This is a genomic window from Rhodobacteraceae bacterium IMCC1335, assembly GCA_039640495.1.
Taxonomy (GTDB): Bacteria; Pseudomonadota; Alphaproteobacteria; order Rhodobacterales; family Rhodobacteraceae; genus Thalassovivens.
In genome coordinates, this window is the sequence record CP046864.1 from 3,273,548 (window position 1) to 3,293,376 (window position 19,829).

Sequence of the window (19,829 nt, forward strand, 5' to 3'; positions counted from 1 at the left end):
CATATTCTTTGCTTTCTTTGTTGTGTAACAGTGTTTGGTAATTGATATGTCGATGCTTGGCCTCAATATTGGAACCCAACAGGTTCAAAAGCAAAGCTTGGTTATTACGCCACAGCTGCAACATGCTATCAGCATCTTGCAGATGAACAATCTGGAATTAGAAAAGCACTTAGAAGATCTGGCCGAAAGCAATCCGTTCATTGAGGTCAAAGGCGTTAACTCGGAAAACAAACGTAAAGCCGAGATTGATTTTCAACCTGCAAAGGCCGGCGCAGGTATTTCTAACTCTTTTATGGAAACACTTCTGGGCGAACGTCCGGAAACCTTGCTGGAACATATTTGCAAACAAATTCGCCTGCAAAATTTTTCAGAGCAGTATAATTCGATCGCATATCGATTGCTGGCCGATATCACCCCGGCGGGATATTTGCCAATCGATCTCGAAGAGGTTGCGGATCAATTATCTGCCGATCTGGCGGATGTGACCGCGGTGTTAGAACAGCTGCAAGGGTTTGAGCCGGTCGGGTTATTTGCACGTAACTTGGCCGAATGCCTCACATTACAAGCCAAAGAGCGCAAAGAATTCGACGCACCGATGAAAGTCGTGCTGGCAAACCTTGAAATGTTAGCGCAAGGCAAAATCAAAGAATTATGCAACTTAGCGGGCTGCGCGGCAGAAGATGTAAAGCAACGCGTGTTGCAAATCCGGCAATATAATCCAAAGCCAGGTGCGTTATTTGATTGTGAGGCATTGGGCAGCAACAGAGAGCCCGATTTAATCGTACAACGCCACGGGGATCAGATTGAAATCGCATTAAACCGTTCATCTTTGCCCAGCGTCAAAGTCAATATGGACTACGCAAATACGTTAAACCAATCCACCCAAAGCGAAGAAAAATCGGTTGAGTTCATAAAAAACTCGATTGCAACGGGCCATTGGCTAAAGCGCGCCATCGCGCAACGAAACCAAACGCTACAAATGGTTGCACAGCATATTTTAAAACATCAAATCAAATTTTTTGATGAAGGAATCGCGGGTATTCGTCCCTTGCAATTGCGCATTGTTGCAGAAGCCTTGGGAATCCATGAAAGCACGGTCAGCCGTTCAACGGCGTCGGTGCTAATACAAACGCCGCGGGGGACATTCCCGTTGAAAATGTTCTTTAGCAGTGGTCTTCAGGCAAATACCAGCGAAGAGGGCGTATCTGCTCGGGCGATCCGCAATAAGATCACGGCAATCATTGCAGAAGAAAGTCCGTTAAAGCCGATTAGCGATGCAAAAATATCCAGTCTTCTCGCCGAAGAGGGATTCACGGTGGCCAGGCGCACCGTTGCAAAATATCGCGAATTGGAAAATATCAAATCTACAGCGCAGCGCAAACGCGAATATAAACTTAATACATTGATTGCGAAATAAAGCGTCCCTTCACAGAAGACTGCAAAATCCGCGCGCTGGCCTGAAAGGATGATCGCTTCGGCCGCGCAAGGCGCGCTTGCCTCACATCGAAAAATTAAGGGTGAGCGCGCCGCGCGCGCCTACTCTCCTGAACCAAGCGGATTTAGGATTGGCGCAGAAGAAGGCAGCGCTGCCTTGCGCCCAAAAGCGCTCCGCACTCACGCGCCAGAGAACCCATGATCAAATTTTTAAACACCAATAGGCGGCCGTTTCTTTTTACGCCGCCGCGGCTGCTCTAAACCCGCCACCGGAACTTTAAAGAACATCTCGCTGTCTAAGGATAAAACGGTTCTTTGCGCGCTTAACTCATTTTCAGCCACAATTGTCTGCAGGTAGATAAATTTGCGAAAACTCATGAAGGCTATCAACATATTTCCCTGCTCGCGCCCCGAGTAAATACAAAGCATGAGGTAAAAAACCACGCCCAGAATCCAATGAACGGTCAAGGCCACGAAAAACGCCAAAATACTCGCAAGCGCCGCTTCGGGCATCCGCCGGTTCAAAAACCAAAAGGGCGGGCAAACCATTGCCAATAGTGACTTGGAACGATCGACCAGTTCTGCGTTTTTTTGCATATCATGGAAAACCATATATTCGATCAAACCCGAGCGCGTGGCCGCCCTTAGCATCACAAGATCGTTTTCCGACAGAGGATGTGCGTCAGCATCAACCTCATCGAATTTCGCCCCAAGCGATTGCGTTACCGAAATATTAAAAGCCGTCTGATCCCGCTTGACCGTCAAGATCCAAGTTTCATCGACATGTGCAGCCGCGTCTTCTTCATCCTCATAGGCAAAAAGCGCGTTAAACTGTTTTGCTGTCCCCAAAAACGGCGTGCCATCAACGCCTAAGATATAGTCAAATTGTTGCAATCCAATCGTTGGCCCATAGCCATTGACAAAACCGCTAATCTGCAAAACCGCGCGTGTCTCTTGTTCCTCAACACTTTCCGCCATCTATACTTACCCGCCTACCCGCTTTTTTTCACTTATTAAGGAAATTTAATAATATCACCTTCAGGTTTTGGCTTCGCCACAGCCTGCGCCCGTGCCTTGCGCGCCTGGGCCGCTTCTTTTTTGGCCGAACTTAGCTTTTGATCAAGTGTTGCCACGCGGGCCGATAATTCAGCATTCACCTCTTGCAGCGCCTGCAGCGCATCGCGTTGCTCTTTCATGCCTGCAGAGGCGTCAGAAATAGTCTGCAATGCATCGATCACTGAACGCGTGAAATTGCCCATTATCATATTTTGAGCTTTGAATTCTTCATTGGTCATTTCGGCAAATGACAGCGTCAGCTCTGAGTTTAAGACGGCGTTTTTTTCTTGCTGCTCGGTCAATTGTGCCATCACCGACGGCTCGATCGTATTCATCTTTTCAATCGCAACGCGCACTTCTTCAGACATCATATCCGATTTCTCGCCAATTTTCACCAAACCCGCGCTGGCCGTTTCAACGACATTGGTTAAATTATTAATCTGATCCAAAGCTGGCGTAAGCTTTGCAACATCCTCATTCAAGGAATCAACATTTTCGATAAACACGGTCAACAATTCTGTGTTGGTTTGCGACAATAATTTCAATTGTGATGAGGATTGCAGAAAGATCACGATACACAAAGCCGCCGCGCCAATGCCGGAAACGAATCCTAAAATAACCGCTATGCGGCCCAGCTTTTCAATATTCGCCAGTTTTGCGGTGGATCGTTTAATCTGCTGTGCAACCTTTGCATATTCCGATGTAACATCCATTGCGGCATCCGCCGCATCCAGAGCAATCTGGATACTTTTTTCTACATCGGCGGTGTTTGCTGAACGAGTTCCTGCCATCAGCCCAAGTCCTTTTTTTGTTGTCTCGGCATAGCCTTTACCTGTTTATAAGCACAATTCGTGCCACTTGCTTGAAATACGGCTTGCGCCGGGATATTGGCAGATTTAAATCCAAAATGCCGGCATCCCCAAGGCTTTTGCGCCTCATGGGTAACAAAGAAGAACACGCAATTATGGCAGGTTCTCACGGTGTTTTTAACTGCGCTCATTCAGACTTTCTTTCAACTTGAACAAGGCGTTTTGAATTACATACCGGATACAGGCTGCAAAACTAAAAAACGCGCAGATAAACATACCCGCAGCCGACCAAAACTGAGCCGCCGCGAAATATTCAAACCCATATGACAACCACACAAAGCCAACGCCGAAAAAGCAAACAGAACTGATTGCTTCACCCATGCTAAGCGATTTTTTATACGCTAATCTAACCATTTAAAGGAGCTCCCGTTTCATTAAATTGAAGATCGTCTGGTATTGAAATATCTGGCGCATCCAGCTCTTCGCCCTTGGCCACTCGGAAAATAAAGGCCAAAACAGCCGCCACAGCGCTGAACAATTCTTCGTGAATTTCTTGTCCGATATTGCCCGTAAAATAAAGCGCCCGCGCCAATAAAGGGCTTTGAAAGACGGTGATCGATTCTTTTGTTGCAATCTCGATTATATCTGCCGCCATTTTACCCCGCCCCATCGCCAGGATCGTTGGCGCGCCGGATGTGCCCACTTCATATTTCAACGCAACGGCAAAATGCGTTGGGTTGGTGATCACTGCGGTTGCCTCGGCAACATTAGCCAACGCCGCGCGTTGCTCGGCGCCGCGCGCAGCCGTTTGCATTTGCATCCGGCGAATTTTGGCTTTGACCTCAGGTGAGCCTTCGGTTTGCTTATTTTCATCTTTCACGTCTTGCAGGCTCATCTTCAGTTTTTCGATATGCTGATAGCGCTGCCACAAAACATCTAAAAACGCGATCACCACCAAGCCAATCAGTAATGTTACCATCAACGCAATAAAAACATCCCCGGCGCGCGACAATCCGTTGAGCAAATTGGCATTCGATGACGTGGTGAGCTGTGGCATATAAAGACTAATCACCAGCGCGGCAGTGCCCAATAAAAGGCTCACTTTCAAAACTGCTTTGCCCAATTCCACCAAAGCTTTGGTTGAAAACATCCGCTTCAACCCTTCAAGCGGATTGATCCGCGACCCCTTAAAAGACATCGCCTTGACCGACACGTTTATACCGCCGGACAAAACGCCCTGCGTGAACAGCACAACAAAGAAAATAGGAAGGGCAAACAACACCCCATACACCAGAATGAATGACACAGCGCCAGAACTCATCCGCAACAACTCACCCGGAAAATCGCTCAGATCGAAACTGAAAAAACCTTTAAATTCCCCCAAAATCCGATCCGAAAACGTTAAGATGAGAAAATACATCAAAAAACCGGTGAACAAGGTGGAAAAAACAAACAGCTCTTTAGAGGTTAAGACCTGACCATCTTCCAATGCCTTCTCTAGTCGTTTCGGCGTTGGGTCTTCGGTCTTTTCCTGCGCACTCTCTTCAGCCATTTTTCAACTTTCCAAAGAATGATGCGATAAAATCGATTGCAAAGCGCACCAAGTATTCCATCGAATAGCCCAGCGGTTTAGTCGCTAAATATAATGCCAGAAAACACACCAAAAGCGTGATTGGAAAGCCGAAAGAAAAAAGGTTTAACGTCGGCGCCGAGCGTGTGACCACACCAACTGTCACATTTGTCAGCAGCAAAACAATCACCACCGGCAACATCATGATACTGGCAAGTTCGAACATATAACCTGCGGACTCAGCAACAAATTGGCTGGCGGCATAAAGATCAAGCCGCCCACCGACTGCCACAACTGAAAAGCTGGCATCCATCGCGCGGATAAGCGCCAAATGACCATCCAAAGATAAAAAGGTTACGATCGAAAAAAGCGTTAAAGCGTTACTGATCACAGGGGTTTGACCGCCCGTTGTTGGGTCGATCTGGGCCGCGAAACCAAGGCCGCCCGAAGTTGCTATTTTTTCCCCTGCCAAGGCCACAGAGGCGAATAGAATGCTCAGCAGGATACCCACTGTCAAGCCGATCAATAGTTCCACAAAAATAATGCGCACGATCACCAGATTGTCGAGTTCCAGCAGAGGCACAGATTGAAACTGTTCAAAAAATACCATACCCAAGATGATACTTGAGACAATCCGTACCTGGAGCGGTATCGATTGCGCGCCAAAAAACGGGGCTGAAATTAAAAAAGCGCCGATGCGCAAAGTCGCCAGAAAAAACATCGATAGAAACTCAAAAAGCCCTGGCAGCTCTAACCCGGGAATACCACTATCAGAACTGACCAGCAGGTTCTCCATCTTAGCCAAGACCACTTATCGTATCAAAAATATATGCAAAGAAATCAGAAAGTTGCAGCAGCATGAAACCCGAAAGCAAAGCAAAGCCTCCAAGTACAAAAAATAATTTCGGTACGAAGCTGAGCGTCATTTCGTTGATCGATGTTGCCGCTTGCACAATCCCGATCGCCAAACCCACCCCCAAGGCAATGCCCAGAATGGGACCTGATGTGATAATCACCTGCCAAAACGCCATTCTCAAATGTTCGATATTTGCATCAAATTCCATAATCGCTCAATTCATATAAGTTGAAGAAATTGATCCGATGGTCATGGCCCATCCATCCACCAAAACAAAAAGAAGCAGTTTAAACGGCAAGGAAATCAAGATCGGGCTCAACATCATCATGCCCAAAGACATCAAGACGGAGGCAATCACCATATCGATCACCAAGAAGGGCAAAAACAGCAAGAAGCCGATTTGAAACGCCGTTTTTAATTCAGAGGTTAAAAAAGCCGGCATCAAAACGTTGAAAGGCACATCAGAATTCGATTGGTAAGGCGCATCTCCTGCCAATTCGGCAAACATAGCCAATTCGGCCTCACGGGTATTAAGAACCAGAAACTCTTTTAAGATGACAGATGCAGATTCAAGCGCGGGCAGAAATTCTATCTGCCCCTCTAAATAAGGCGAAACCGCCGCCTCATAAATGCCCTCAAGCGTCGGGTACATAATAAAAATGGTCAGAAACAAGGCAATAGAGACAAGCACCTGATTGGGTGGCGTTTGCTGGGTGCCCATTGCCTGTCGCAAAATAGACAACACAATGATGATGCGCGTGAACGCTGTGGCCCCCAATAAAAGGCTGGGCAAAAGCGTGATCGCCGACATCAAGGCCAAGATTTGCAAAGAAAGCGAGTATTCCTGCCCCCCATCTTGCCCCGGCACCACCGATAATGCAGGCAGGCCAACGCTGGGCATTTGTTGGGCAAAGGCGGTTATGGGAAGCAAGCAGCAGCCCAAAAAGACCAAAGCGCCCCAATATTTAGGCGCAAAGGCGGGCATGTGGGACGGGCGGTTACTGCTCATCGCCAGCCGCAATCTTTGACGCGATCTCGGGCGTGATATCCAGGGCCGTTGCACCCTGTTTACCCTGTAAAATCAAAACCGTCCGCTGGTTAATTTCAAACACAGACAAGACATTGGCATGCGCCAAACGACGGCTTTCAACATGGGTAATATGACCTTGAACAGCTGTGCTTTGGCCCAAAGACCCACGTTGTTTGGCGATAAGCCAGATCACAACAAAAACTGAGGTAAATAAAACAACAACAATGATTTTTTGACTTAAATCGTCAAGCGCAGCCATGATATTCGCCTCCTTCCAAGAAGGCAGGCAAGTATCATGCCATTATTGAACGGATTCGGCTCTTTCTTCCGGATCAACAACATCCGTGAACCGAATACCATAGCGCTCGCCAACCATCACAACTTCGCCGCGCGCAATAATCGCGCCATTCACATAAATATCAAGTGGCTCTCCGGCAAGGCGATCCAGCTCGACCACAGAGCCTTCGTTTAACCGCAGCAAGTCGCGGATGGTCATATCGGTTCGGCCCACTTCGATCGACAATGTCACTTCAATATTTTCAAGAATTTTCAGCTTTTCGCTGCTGATTTTACCAGAACCGGAGCTTGCCGCCGGCGCCTCTTGTGTAGGAGTATCATTCATGGTTTTTTCCTATTTCTTATCTGCAGTCTTACTTGGCTTTAGAAGGCTTAATGCAACCGTGCCTCCAACATCCCCCAGCTCAGCTTCAAAAAACTCTCGTTCCTCAACAACAAAATTCAACGGTCCATTGATCTGTATTGGCACGATATCATCATTTTTAAACTTAAGAACGGTTGCCATTTTACTTTCCACCGTGGTCAAGCGCGCGGTGCAATTTAAGGGCACGCTGAACACCGCCTTTTGCAAACGATCCGTCCAAGACAGGCTATCAACGCTATCAGATTGCATCCGCGAGCGCAGCTGCGCGGCAATTGGCTTAAGCGTTTGCAACGGGTAAATCACGTCAAATGATGCAGGCGCAGATCCTGGCAATTGAATTTCAAAGGCACAGCAAATCACTTGCTCCAGATCATCAACGAAAGACACGAACTGCATGTTCTCTTCTCGGGACACTTCCGAGAATTCCAATTTAATCAAGTCAGCCCAAGCCAATTCTAAGGCTTCGATCAAGCCATCGGTTATGATTTCAATAATCCGATCCTCTGTCGAGGTGAAATCGGATCGTTGTGCCGTTTTCGAGATCAGAGTATTCCCGCCGTAATAGGCATTGGTCAGTTTTGAAATCAAATCCGGTGAAATCACCATCATCAAGCTGCCGCGTAAAAACTCGATCCGTGCCAGCGTTAAGCTCATGAAGCTTTCGGAGGCAAAAGTGTAATCTTCAAACGTTTTCACCGTTGGATTGATCGCCGTCACCCGTGGCTGGTATCGAAGCATCGGTTGAAACACAGTGCGCGAAAAACGGGCGAAGCGCTCATTGATCACGCGCAATGCATAGTAATCGCCCAAAAGCGATAGATCATCAGACCCAAACTTAAAGTCGCGTATCTGTTTATCCGAAGCACCGTAGAGGGTGCTTGCATCTGAAACATCACCCTCGTCGAGCCCTGAAATCAGGGCTTCGACTTCGTTTTTTGAAAGTTTAGAAGAGGAAGACATTCAAGATCACTGCATTACATAGGACGTAAACATGACTTCTTCTATACCGCCGAACCCCTCAAGCTCTTCCAGCTTTTCATTCATCACCGACTGGATATCGGCCGCCAGCAATTTACGCGCCTCGCGCCCAACGACCATTTCTTCGGTGTAATCGCTGAGCGCAGCGAGAACCACCGATTTCAAGGCCGGCAAATGGTTTTCAACATTGGTTAAAATTGTTTCATCATACTTTGTTGAAAGCCCAACCGAAATTTGTAAGAATCTGCGAGAGCCTTTGAGATTGGTCGTCAAAGAACCAGGGATCTCATAATACAAGGTTTGGAATACCTTGTCCTTAGGTGTTTCCTTCGAGATTTTTTCAGGATCGCCCGGGCAATTGCCCTCTTCATCCTTCTCCTCGTCATCGCACTCCGCTTCGCCTTCGCCGTCGCCCTCGCCCTCGCCAGCAGCATCACCTTTGGCTTCATTTTGCTTGGTGACAATTTCATTGGCGATATCTTGCGGATTGCCTTGCGCTCCACCAAATACCAAAAAGCCAACGCCTAGGCCAATTGCCACAAGAATAAACCCTGCAACAACGAAAATTACGATGGTTACAATACCAGATTTTTTCTTTGGTTCTTCTTCTTCAGCCATAACTCGATCCTCGATTATATGGTTATATCCACCAGGCCATCTTGATCACCTTTGCCCTTAAGACTGCCATCATCTGCTGCTTTTCCAGCGTGTTGCTCATTCTTTTGCGCGGTTTGTGATCGCTCATCACCCGACGGATTTTCTTGCTCATTAAACCCCTGCCCGAGGTTCATATTGAAATTTTCATCGCTTGTCTGCATAACCGAACATGACAGCGAGGTCACGCGGTAACCTGCGGTTTCTAGACTAGAAATGATTTTTCCTTCAGACTCGCCAAAAAGTGAGACGGTTGCCTTGCGTTCCGCCTGAATTTTCACATCCAAGCCGCTTTCATTGCGCCCAAAAGCAATATGCATTTTTCCCAAGGAGGCCGGCGATAAGGTAAGCGCAATTTGTTGCTGCCCGGTTCTCAGAGCTGAAATAACATTTCTCGCCAAAGTTTGGGTCCAGCCTCGCGCATTCAAATCAAGATGCGAATCTACCCATTTATCCAGCAATTGCCCAGAGGTTTGAGGCGCGGTTTGCGTTTGTGCCAGTTGCAGGTTGGCGCTGCTGAATGGAGAAATAGAATGCGGCAATGCTCCTAAATCTTGGGCTGCATCTGCCCCCCCCTCACTCGCATTAGCCGCAACGGCTGCTTGGCGCAGCGCGGCGGCGGCGGCACCTGTCACGGGCGCGGCTTTGCCTTGTTCAAAGCTTTTTTGACTTTTCACAGCGGGGCCTTTTACTTCAGGCTTCGGCTTAAACTCGGCCTCAACTGTTTTTTGAATAGGAGTGGCCCCCGCCAAAGCACTTGCTTCCAGCGCTACCTTGATGTTTGACGACGCAGCGGGATCATTGCCGCTGGCTGCTGATGCTGGCGCGGATGCTGCGCGCAACGCGATCTGCTCTGGCTTCAAAGCGGTTTCAGGTTTCAACAAATTTGTGGGTTTTACCGCCTCTTTTTGTTGGCCCTCTGGCACCTGAACCTTACCACTATCCGGCTTAGGCGCTGTTTCTAGATCCGCGGCAGGATCGACCGGCAGCGATGATGATATGGACGGCAGACGTGGTGTATTATTTTTTGAAAGATCCGCGGAGGATGAACCATCAGTTGCGCTTTGGCGAAGCGCAAAGGCTTTTTCTGGCTCTACATGCGTGATTTGGTGCATCGCGCGCGCGTGAGGTTTCGCGTCCGTCTGAGCATCTACAGTCTGCGCAGCAATCGATTTCGATGCAACTTCATCCGCTTCAAGCCCTTTCACGGGAGTGCCAGGAGCCGGAGTGGCGATCCCTTGCTCGCCATTTTCTTTTAACCCCGCAACCGCAAGCGCGCCGCTGCCCAGCTCTGGCTTGGCGCTCTTGCCAGAAATCGATTCGAACAATTGCGCATCGTCGCTGACCAACGCAGCTTTACCAGACTGCTCCAAAATTGGTTCTAACGGCGCGCTTTCACGCTTTGAAGAGTCGACCTTTTCAAGCGGACCCAGGAGACGCTTATGCGGCATCGCCTCACTTTTTAACAGCTCTAACGGCACCGAAAATTGCGGCATCGGCTGGTGGGCAACCGCCTCACTTGGATAGGCAATATGCTGCGTTCTTACCATGATTTCTGCATAATCAAGGCGCAAAGCGCCTTCTGCCAGAGGCAAAGCGTTAGCGGTTTGCGGCTCTTTATTCACTCCAATAGAAGAGTGCCGGTGGAAGGCCTCAAGATAGGGCCGTAATCCGTTGAGACTGGGAAACGCAACCGCCGGAGGGTCATCAGCCAAGGCCGAGATCGCCTGCGCAAGTTTATCCCGCGTTAATACAAAATCTGGATCTGCGATGAATGGCGGCGCCAAGTCCTCCAATCCGATCTTTTCTCCTGACCGTTCTGGCACGCTTGCGCGCAAGCCCCCCTCGCCTGGGGTTTTAGACATTTGATCTTCAAGCGCAGCGACAAAGCCTAAAAAGGCAACAATATCGATTTCATCGCCAGACTTTAGGGCGCTTGGCGCTTTACCTCCCGTCAGCTTTTCTTGCTCTGGGTTGCCACCGTGGTCGGCGCCTGCCCCCGTTGTCAAAAGCTCTGAGAACTTCGCAAATAGCGCAGCACCTTTGGAGCCCACAGGCGGCTCTTCAGACGTGGTTGACAGCAATTTATCAATTGCGCTTGAAGATATATTGGCAATGCTCATATGATGGCGACCCTGAGTTTCCTATCACAAACCTAGCAATTTATGTGCCAATTAACGGCGCAAAGGCATAAACGGGCCATCGGAACTTGTGCCTTTATGGCTTAAACCCACGGCGATCAGCTGCGGCTTACAGCCGAAGGATAAGCGGTTTTTTTATCAGCCTCACGCTCTGAATGCTGATGAATAAGCTGTTTTGCTTCCGCAATCAGACGGTCAATTTTTTGGCGTTTCAACGAATCTTGCCGCGTAACCGCTACCAAATTATCGATTTCCGTTTGAATAAGTTCAATTCTATTCGCCACCATCTCAAGCTGCTCCGCCAATTTAGACGAATAAAATCGTGCGGCGCGAAACTGGCTGGGCGTGTCATAAAATGGCTCTTCAGAACTCGCTTGTAATTCGCGAATACGGGCCAAAAGCCCTTCTAAATCTGACATTTGGGATCGCTGATCCGCCAGAGCCTTTTTGATTTTTAAGGACGCGGCGAGGTTCTTTCTCGACATCTTTTCCAAAATGCTTTTTTTGCGGTCAGGGCGCATTTACGTCCCCCCCAACAAAGCCTTCAACGCTGCCACTGTATCCGCAACGGAAACATTATCCTGTGGGTTTTGCTTCAGAAAATTCACAATATCTGGCCAGATTTTATACGCGATATCCAGATCAACATCCTGCCCAGCGGCATAACCACCCATCAGGATTAAATCGCGGTTCTCATTATAAATGCTGATCAGTTTCTTCAGTTTATTCGACAAAGCAAGATGCTCAGCATTCACAACATCCGTCATCACACGGCTGATCGATTGAGAGACATCAATCGCGGGGTAAATTCCTAAATTGGCATAATCCCGATTCAAAACAATGTGACCATCCAAAATCGCACGCGCGGTATCCACCACCGGATCATTCGTATCATCCCCATCAGCCAAAACAGTATAAATACCTGTTATTGAACCTTTTTCTGCAACGCTACCCATACCCGCACGTTCGATCAAGCCCGATATAAGCGCGATAACCGATGCCGGATACCCTTTGGATGTAGGTAATTCGCCCAGCGCCAGGCCTATTTCGCGCCGCGCATGCGCCACCCGAGTCAAGGAATCCATAATCAACAAAACGTTTTTACCCTTGCTGCGAAAATACTCGGCAATCGCAGTTGCCCGATTGGCGCCGCGAATACGCAAAAGCGGCGAGCGATCTGCAGGGACGGCAATCGCGCATAGCTTTTTTCGGGTTTTTTCATCAAAGACCCGGTCTACAAATTCCAAAACCTCGCGCGAGCGTTCCCCGATCAACCCCACCACGATCACATCCGCATCGCTATGCTTGGCCATCATGCTAAGCAAGACCGATTTCCCGACACCAGAGCCTGCGATGATGCCGGCCCTTTGACCTTTCGCCAGCGTCAACAAACCATTGATCGACTTCACACCCACGTTCAACACGGTTGATATATGGCGTCGATCCAATGGATTCATCGCTTTTCCATGCAGTGGCCAGCTGTCTGTCCCAATCGGTGCGGCGCGATTATCGAGCGGCGCGCCCATCGCATCAAACACTCGCCCAAGATAATCATCACCCACAGATATTGATTGGCCTTCTTCCACCAAGGTTACTTTATCACCCGCCTTAACGCCCGCTCCAAGGTCAAACACCACAAGCTGGTTCAGGCCTTCTTTAAAGCTGATAACCTCTGCAAACACTTCATTGCCAGCACCAATCTCGATTTTGCAAATCGATCCCACCCGGGCTGGAAATCCATCACAATGCGCTGTCAAGCCGTCAAATTTAACAACTTTTCCCGACATTCGGGCGTTTTTGCTCGGTTGCAGCCGACGATCCAGATCGCGCAAAAGCTCATTGGTGAAATCACTCATTGGCGCTCTGCTTTTCAAAATCTGAGAATGGTGTGTCGCGAATTTCAACACCGCCCACTTTTACGATCACATCCCCGCGCTTCAACTCACCGTCTTGATGCACTTCGACACCGTGGAAAATCCCCTCAAATTCATCGAATTTTTCAAGACTTTCTAGATCCTCGGCATTGAAGAACACCTTTTTATGGTCGGCCAAAAGCTGAACTTGATCCAATTTTTTTTGAACATAGGCTAGAAACCCTTCGGGATTGGCATCCAAACCCAGCCCGCAACGCTCGCTTGACAGATTATAGACGGTTTCAAGCACTTTTTGCGAAACGTTCTCAAAATCAAACGCGGCTTCATTTTGCAAGCGGTCCGAGATTGATTTCAGCACGCCCAATTGTTCCAGCCGCTGTTCCTCAAGTTCGCTTAAAGCAGCGGCGCGGCCTGCGGCAAAACCCTCCTCATAAGCAGCATTTTTTTCCTGCTCGAGCTCAGGAGCAGACATCTGGGTTTGATTTTCAGGCTCGGCGCTCGCGACAGAGGCTTGCGGACCCACTTCAGCCTCCGCAGCCCCTTCGGTTTGCGGGTCCTCTTCCAGCAAAGATGTCAGCGCATCCATATCCTCTGCAGCGTCAACGCCAGATGCTGCTTGACCCGCATCAACAGCCATTTGCGCATCACCTTGTGGCTCACTTAATGCATCTGCAGGTTCCGGCATCGGCGTATCAGAAGCGGCGGCTCCACCTTGGCGTAGCTCTTCCAAGCTGAGTTTGGCTTTTACAAAATGCGCAATAGATTTTCGCTTAAACGTCCGTTCTGCATCGTTCAGAGATTTTTCTTCAACCTTGAAATCTGCATCCATGGCAGCCTTCACAGCCGCTGCCATTTTTTTATGGTTCGTCTTGTCTAAAACCGCAAAATCTTCGCTCACATTGCTCATGGTTATACCATTTCATCTCCGCCACGACCGGCCAGAACAATCGTGCCCTCATCAGACATTTTGCGCGCCACAGCAATAATGCGTTTTTGCGCATTTTGCACTTCAGTCAGTCGAATAGGACCAAGGGCTTCCATTTCATCTTGAATATTGGCGGCAGCCCGAGATGACATACAGCCAAAGAGTTTGTCTTTCAGGAACTCATCAGCGCCCTTAAGCGATAGGATAAGATCCTCCATCTCAACGCTTCTAAGCAAGGTCTGCAACGAGCGATCATCAGACATACCCAAATTGTCAAAGGTAAACATATTATCTTGGATCGCCTGCATTAGATCCTTATCGGCTTTCTTGACATCATTCAGAATGCGTTTTTCCATCGCTTCTTTGGTGAAGTTCATAATTTTAGCGGCCGCTTTTACGCCACCAACTTGTGATGACCGCAAGCTGGTATTCGCTTTGAATTTGCTTTGCATCACCTTTTCAAGTTCTTTAAGCGCCGCCGGATCCACCATTTCTAACGTGGCAATACGAATGATCACCTCCGATTGCATTTGCGTATCTAAAAGCCCCAATACATCCGAAGCCAAACCAAAATCCAGATAGGATACGATCAACGCAACAATCTGCGGATGCTCATCTTGCACCAATTCGGCAATCGAGCGGGCATCCATCCAATCTAGAATTTCAATCGGGCGTTCACTGCTGGCGGGGGTAATTCGGCTAAGAACCGATTGTGCTTTATCATCGCCCAGCGCTTTTTGAAGCACATTGCGAATATAATTGCCGGCGCCCAACCCCAAGCTGGTTTGCTTTTTAATAATTTCTAGGAATTCATCGAGAACCGAATTCACCGTTTCCTGATCGGCCGTGGCCACCGAATACATTGCGGTTCCAAGATGTTGAACTTCGCGGGGCGATAAATTTTTCAACACCTCTGCCGCTTCATCTTCGCCCAGCAACATCATCAGGATCGCAGATTTCTGCGTTCCTGTCAGCTCGATCACTTCTTCTTCTGCGCCTACTGCCTCAGCCATCTTCCGCCACCTTCATCAAATCACGTTCATGTCTTTTTCCATCATCGCCTTAAACACATTAGACACGCGACCGGCTTCATCCCCCACCATCATTCTGATCAATGCGACCTTATCATCATAAGAGTTCGCCGTATCTAACATTTCAGCTGAAATTGCCGTTTTCTTAGGCTTCAACTTGGCTTTCAGATCTTCAAGCGATTGTCCTTCTTGCAAATCCATAGCCTCGAGTTCTGCCATATTTTGATCTGCGAAAGATGCTTTCAAGGCGTCTTGAGATGGCGTTAGCAGGCGCGTCATCAAAGGACGAAGAATTCCTAAAGAAACCACAGCAATAATTAACAACATCACAGACTTATTCATCAAGTCACGCACCCAGGGTTCTTGGTACCATTCAATGACCACTCCATCAACAATTTTGGTCATGAATGGACGGCTGGAAATAATCACCATATCCCCCCGCTCTGGCGTCAGACCCAATGCATTGGTGACCAACGCTTGAATTTCTTGTTTTTCTTCAGCGCTGATCGTTTGAACTTGCGATTGACCATCGGGGCCCACAATCATTTGCTCGCGCAATAAAACGGCGACAGTAATTTTTTGAATTTTCGCCGACGGCATCTTACGCGTAGAAATCTGGCGGCTAACCTCATAGTTCTGAACTTCGCTGCTAGACCGCATCATCGGATCTGCTTCTTGCACCGTCCTGGCTTTTTTGGGCGCATTAGGAGGCGCATAATTCGCAACAGTATTGCCAGTATTTGCATCTCCTGGCACAACGTTTGGATCATCTGTCTGCCGCTCGGCATCGGCTTCCCCTGCTGCATCTACATCATTTCCTATGGCGTCAGCTTCATCCCCAATCGCGTCAAAATTGCTTTGCGCGGGCGGTGTATTGCCAACTGATCCCGGAATACCTCGGGCCCTGTTCGCCACTTGTTCATCAACACTTTTTTGTTGGCTCAACAGAACGTTGTCAGGCAAGACTCGATCCTCGGTCACCTCCAATGTGGTGAAATCTATATCAATATTAACTTGACTTGATACATTTCCGGGGCCGACAATCGGCGTCAACAGGCGTTCCACCCGAGCGCGGTAAATATCTTCTATTCGCATCCGGTATTGAAATTGTAACTCAGACGCGGTTGAAGCCGCATCCTCAATAGAATTGGAGAGCAAACGCCCAGCCTGATCTATAATCGACACTTTGCTCTTAGCCAAATTCGGTACGGATGAAGACACTAAATTCACGATCGCTTCCACTTGTGTCGAACTCAGCGTTCTTCCAGATGCAAGCTCTATAAAAACTGATGCGCTTGGCTCTTGGGTATTGCGCGCAAATGCAGACCGCTCTGGAATAGCCAGATGAACGCGTGCATTTGTGACCGATTCTATTTCAGTGATGGAACGGGCTAATTCATATTCTAATGATTGCTTGATCTTTAAGGCTTCAACAGACCGGCTGGTCCCCATTGGCATATCATTCAAAGCCGATGACCCCGTCGGCGCTTGCATCGGGATACCCTGGGCCGCCAAATTTAATTTGGCATTGTGATAATCATCTACCGGAACGGTCAATTCACCGGTGGCCGGGTCAATTTGTACATCCATACCGTTATTTTTCAGCGCATCAAAAACGCGCGCTTTTTCGCCTTCGCTCAATGAGGCAAACAGCGTTGTGCGATCTGGTGTTTGAATGGCAATGTAGACAATAAGGCCCACAATCGCCACTAAGGCCGCCGCAATACTGGGCAGCGCCCGTTGAAAAGCAGGTTGGCGATAAAAGTTATCGGCCTGTTTGAAAGATGATCTAATAGCCGGCAACATGCCGCCCTGTTGCGCCGGTGGATAATCCGTATTGGTTGTTAATTCAGTCATTATTCACACGTTTCTTCCATTAAACTGGCATATTCATGATTTCTTTATACGCGCTGAGGGCCTTGTTTCGGACATTCAACGTTAATTGAAAGCCAAGCGATGAAATTTGCTGCTCAACCATCACTTTTGAAAGGTCTTGTTCGCGGCCCAATTCATAGTCTTTCACAGATTGGGCGGCTTTATTCTGCGCCTCAGCCACAGAGTTCAAAGACTCCCCCAACCGCTCGGCAAAAGACACGCCAGCAGGTTTGAAGCCCGTGGCCTCAGCCAGTTTAAGCTTCATAGAATCGGTTTTGGCCAATGCATTCGCTTGTGACGATTGGATCGACTGCAAACTGCTGACACCTGAAATAGCGGACATGACCTACCTCCCCTCAAACATGCGATACGAGAGGTTCATCAAGATGATATTCCGGGCTCGGCGTATCGATCATAATATCCTCAAATTCGATAATATTGCTGTTGCGCAGCACAGTTGCGCGTTGAATAACATTTTCCAGCTCGCGCACATTCCCAGGCCATGAATACTCCAGCAAACGCTGCAAGGCCGGGCCAGAAATTGTTGGAAAGTTCTCCAAGTCGCTTTGATGACGCACCAGCAATTCAGCAGCAATTGGAATGATATCCTGCGAGCGTTCGTTCAAGGACTTGGTGGCCAAAGGAAACACATTCAAGCGAAAATAAAGATCTTCGCGGAACCGCCCGCGTCGGATTTCCATCGGTATATTTCGGTTGGACGTCGCCAGCGTACGCACATCGACAGGGATTGGCGCCGAAGCCCCCAAAGGAACAACGGATCGTTCCTGTAACACCCGCAGCAATTTGGCTTGCAGCGGCATCGACATCTCTGAAACTTCATCTAACAGCAATGTACCACCATCCGCCGCTTGGAAAATTCCATCGCTGGATGTTGAAGCTCCGGTAAAGGCGCCTTTCTTATGGCCGAATAAAAGCGCTTCCAGCATGTTTTCTGGGATTGCTGCGCAATTGATCGCCACAAAAGGTTTTTCAGCGCGCGAAGACTTTTTATGAATATATTGCGCCAAAACCTCTTTGCCGCTGCCCGTTGGACCATTCACGAAAACATTCACCTGTGCCTTGGCAACGCGATCACCCAATTTCAGCAGATCAACCGAAACCGGATCTGCGGCAATAGTGCTATCCCCATCGGTGATGAAACTCGCCACAAGTGCGAAGATAAAGGATTGTGCCATATCATCTGCGACGACAGGCATAGATACACGCAGCAAAGCGCCATTCATCGAGCGTTCGACGCGAAACGCCTCCGCCGCTTCCTCCACGATCACGATCGATTTCGCGCCGCGCTTTTTTACCATCTCAACAACCGCCTTCAGACCGCCTATTTTTTGCTCGAACGCGGCGCTCAAAATAGCTTTTACTTTTTGTCCTTGGGCATCCCATGTTTCTTTCACTTCAGAATGCTCAACAATGCTGCATTGATAATTCTGAAGAATCTGCGACAATCTTCCAGCAAATTTAAATTCAGAAACGTGCAGCGAATACAGCATTTTTTTCTCCTTCGGAATAAAAGAGGCAATTAACGTGCCAAAAAATATCTGTGATCAAAGAAGCGCATTTTTTAGGTAAATTTTATTTGCCGACGCGGTGGAAATGATGCTTAAAAGCCCAAAGTTTTCTAAGAAGCGCACGAATTGACGTATTGTTCTGGCCAACATATCAAAATGATGCGAAAACCAGTTTAAACGCAATTCACGCCCAAGGATCGACAGACTTCATGGCCGGATCAAAATTCCTTGAGAATTTAATCGCAGGATCTTCCGAAAAAATTCAGGATGTGCGCAAACATATTGAGCTTGCCGCCCCATTTCCAGTCAGCGTTATGGCCGTTGGTCCAACCGGATCCGGCAAAGAGCTTATCGCAAAAGGCATTCACAAACTGTCTGGACGCAGCGGAAAATTCATCGCCGTCAACTCTGCTGCGATCCCCGCCGAGCTTTTAGAAGCGGAATTGTTTGGATATGAAAAAGGTGCGTTCACGGGCGCAGACAAGGGTCGCAAAGGCAAAGTAGAAGAAGCCGGAGGTGGCACGCTTTTCCTTGATGAAATCGGGGATATGCCGCTATCACTTCAAGCCAAACTGCTGCGGGTTCTAGAAACCAAGACCGTTCAGAAAATTGGCTCGGAAAAATCCATTCCCGTAGATTTCAGATTGGTTTGTGCAACCCATACGGATATCGGTGAAATGGCCCGACGCGGAGAATTTCGTGCTGATCTTCTTTATAGAATTGCAGTTTACACGATTGCGAACCCTCCCCTGGCGGAGCGCGTTGAAGATATTGAAGAGCTCATCACCGTGCTTTCAATGCGACTAAAGAAAACCGAAAAGAAAATACTACCCGTCAGCTTTGAGCCCGATGCAATTGCTTTTTTACAGCAATATGATTGGCCGGGGAATATTCGCGAACTCGCAAATTTTTTGCAAAAATGTTCGGTTCTTTACAGCGGTGAGCGGCTTGGAATTCAAAAAATTGAGCCGCTCATGCCAAATTTCCATGAAGGCGTTTCGACGCTCAGAGATCAGGCAACCTTTTGGGATGGCGCGCTGCAAGATCAAACACCAAGCACGCCGTTTCTTAATACAAAGCAGACACTGCTTGAACAATCACGGTTTTTTGCGGCAGATCAACCTTTGAACCTGCATGAATTCCTTGCCGATGTTGAAGAGAATTTGATCGTCGCCGCCTTGAACGAAACCGAAGGCAATGTTGAAAAAGCCGCGGGCAAATTGGGCATCGAACCCGATATGCTGATGCAAAAAATTAAACAATTCTCTTTGGCTGAAAAAGAGTTGCTCGCACCATCAGATCGGCTTCTTTAAAATCCGAAATCATACGATAATATGGTGCCACGCAAATGGGCCTTGCCCTGCCAAGACACTCTGCAAGCCACTGATATGTTCTGCTTCTAAGGA

The 19,829-nt window shown here is 48.3% G+C and carries 20 protein-coding genes; 2 read left to right on the top strand and 18 right to left on the bottom strand.

Annotated features, from left to right (window positions below):
* The first annotated feature begins 46 nt into the window (after positions 1-46).
* Positions 47-1,417, top strand: a complete 1,371-nt coding sequence (gene rpoN, locus GN241_16010) for an RNA polymerase factor sigma-54 (GenBank protein ID XAT58730.1) — start codon at positions 47-49, stop codon at positions 1,415-1,417.
* 227 nt (positions 1,418-1,644) lie between these two features.
* On the opposite strand, the gene GN241_16015 is transcribed toward rpoN, so the two are convergent.
* The 18 genes from GN241_16015 to GN241_16100 form a co-directional block, all read right to left on the bottom strand.
* The gene (locus tag GN241_16015) at positions 1,645-2,412 is read right to left on the bottom strand and encodes a hypothetical protein (protein ID XAT58731.1); all 768 of its coding nucleotides are present in this window, start codon (positions 2,410-2,412) and stop codon (positions 1,645-1,647) included.
* 35 nt (positions 2,413-2,447) lie between these two features.
* Entirely contained in the window at positions 2,448-3,281 is an 834-nt protein-coding gene (locus GN241_16020; protein XAT58732.1) for a hypothetical protein, read from the bottom strand.
* 424 nt (positions 3,282-3,705) lie between these two features.
* Complete coding sequence (gene flhB / locus GN241_16025; GenBank protein ID XAT58733.1) at positions 3,706-4,851, bottom strand: flagellar type III secretion system protein FlhB; 1,146 nt, start codon at positions 4,849-4,851, stop codon at positions 3,706-3,708.
* Positions 4,844-5,665, bottom strand: a complete 822-nt coding sequence (gene fliR, locus GN241_16030) for a flagellar biosynthetic protein FliR (protein XAT59325.1) — start codon at positions 5,663-5,665, stop codon at positions 4,844-4,846. Before fliR ends, flhB begins: the two co-directional genes overlap by 8 nt.
* 1 nt (position 5,666) lies before the next feature.
* Positions 5,667-5,933 (bottom strand): flagellar biosynthesis protein FliQ, encoded by a 267-nt coding sequence (gene fliQ, locus GN241_16035; protein XAT58734.1) that lies wholly within the window; start codon positions 5,931-5,933, stop codon positions 5,667-5,669.
* A 6-nt stretch (positions 5,934-5,939) separates the two neighbouring features.
* On the bottom strand, positions 5,940-6,710 hold the full coding sequence (fliP, locus tag GN241_16040; protein XAT59326.1) for a flagellar type III secretion system pore protein FliP: 771 nt from the start codon (positions 6,708-6,710) through the stop codon (positions 5,940-5,942).
* Between the two features lie 13 nt (positions 6,711-6,723).
* Entirely contained in the window at positions 6,724-7,014 is a 291-nt protein-coding gene (locus GN241_16045; GenBank protein XAT58735.1) for a hypothetical protein, read from the bottom strand.
* A gap of 42 nt (positions 7,015-7,056) precedes the next feature.
* Positions 7,057-7,377: a flagellar motor switch protein FliN gene (gene fliN, locus GN241_16050; protein XAT58736.1), complete on the bottom strand. Its 321-nt coding sequence runs from the start codon at positions 7,375-7,377 to the stop codon at positions 7,057-7,059.
* Between the two features lie 9 nt (positions 7,378-7,386).
* Complete coding sequence (fliM, locus tag GN241_16055; GenBank protein XAT58737.1) at positions 7,387-8,376, bottom strand: flagellar motor switch protein FliM; 990 nt, start codon at positions 8,374-8,376, stop codon at positions 7,387-7,389.
* Positions 8,377-8,382: 6 nt separating this feature from the next.
* Complete coding sequence (locus tag GN241_16060) at positions 8,383-9,012, bottom strand: flagellar biosynthesis protein FliL (protein ID XAT58738.1); 630 nt, start codon at positions 9,010-9,012, stop codon at positions 8,383-8,385.
* A 14-nt stretch (positions 9,013-9,026) separates the two neighbouring features.
* Entirely contained in the window at positions 9,027-11,171 is a 2,145-nt protein-coding gene (locus GN241_16065; protein ID XAT58739.1) for a hypothetical protein, read from the bottom strand.
* Between the two features lie 116 nt (positions 11,172-11,287).
* Entirely contained in the window at positions 11,288-11,608 is a 321-nt protein-coding gene (locus GN241_16070) for a hypothetical protein (GenBank protein XAT58740.1), read from the bottom strand.
* Positions 11,609-11,710: 102 nt separating this feature from the next.
* Positions 11,711-13,045 (bottom strand): FliI/YscN family ATPase, encoded by a 1,335-nt coding sequence (locus GN241_16075; GenBank protein XAT58741.1) that lies wholly within the window; start codon positions 13,043-13,045, stop codon positions 11,711-11,713.
* Positions 13,038-13,970 (bottom strand): hypothetical protein, encoded by a 933-nt coding sequence (locus GN241_16080; protein ID XAT58742.1) that lies wholly within the window; start codon positions 13,968-13,970, stop codon positions 13,038-13,040. The genes GN241_16075 and GN241_16080 overlap by 8 nt, the downstream gene beginning before the upstream one ends.
* A 2-nt stretch (positions 13,971-13,972) precedes the next feature.
* Positions 13,973-15,001, bottom strand: coding sequence for a flagellar motor switch protein FliG (fliG, locus tag GN241_16085; protein ID XAT58743.1), 1,029 nt, complete (start codon positions 14,999-15,001; stop codon positions 13,973-13,975).
* Positions 15,002-15,016: 15 nt separating this feature from the next.
* Positions 15,017-16,876, bottom strand: a complete 1,860-nt coding sequence (fliF, locus tag GN241_16090) for a flagellar M-ring protein FliF (GenBank protein ID XAT58744.1) — start codon at positions 16,874-16,876, stop codon at positions 15,017-15,019.
* A 19-nt stretch (positions 16,877-16,895) separates the two neighbouring features.
* The gene (gene fliE, locus GN241_16095) at positions 16,896-17,237 is read right to left on the bottom strand and encodes a flagellar hook-basal body complex protein FliE (protein XAT58745.1); all 342 of its coding nucleotides are present in this window, start codon (positions 17,235-17,237) and stop codon (positions 16,896-16,898) included.
* Between the two features lie 13 nt (positions 17,238-17,250).
* Positions 17,251-18,405 carry an AAA domain-containing protein gene (locus tag GN241_16100; GenBank protein ID XAT58746.1) on the bottom strand — a complete coding sequence of 385 codons (1,155 nt, stop codon included), beginning with the start codon at positions 18,403-18,405 and terminating at the stop codon, positions 17,251-17,253.
* 227 nt (positions 18,406-18,632) lie between these two features.
* On the opposite strand from GN241_16100, the gene GN241_16105 reads away from it, so the two are divergent.
* A complete protein-coding gene (locus tag GN241_16105; GenBank protein ID XAT58747.1) occupies positions 18,633-19,736 on the top strand; it encodes an AAA domain-containing protein in 1,104 nt (367 codons plus the stop codon).
* The last annotated feature ends 93 nt before the right edge of the window (positions 19,737-19,829 follow it).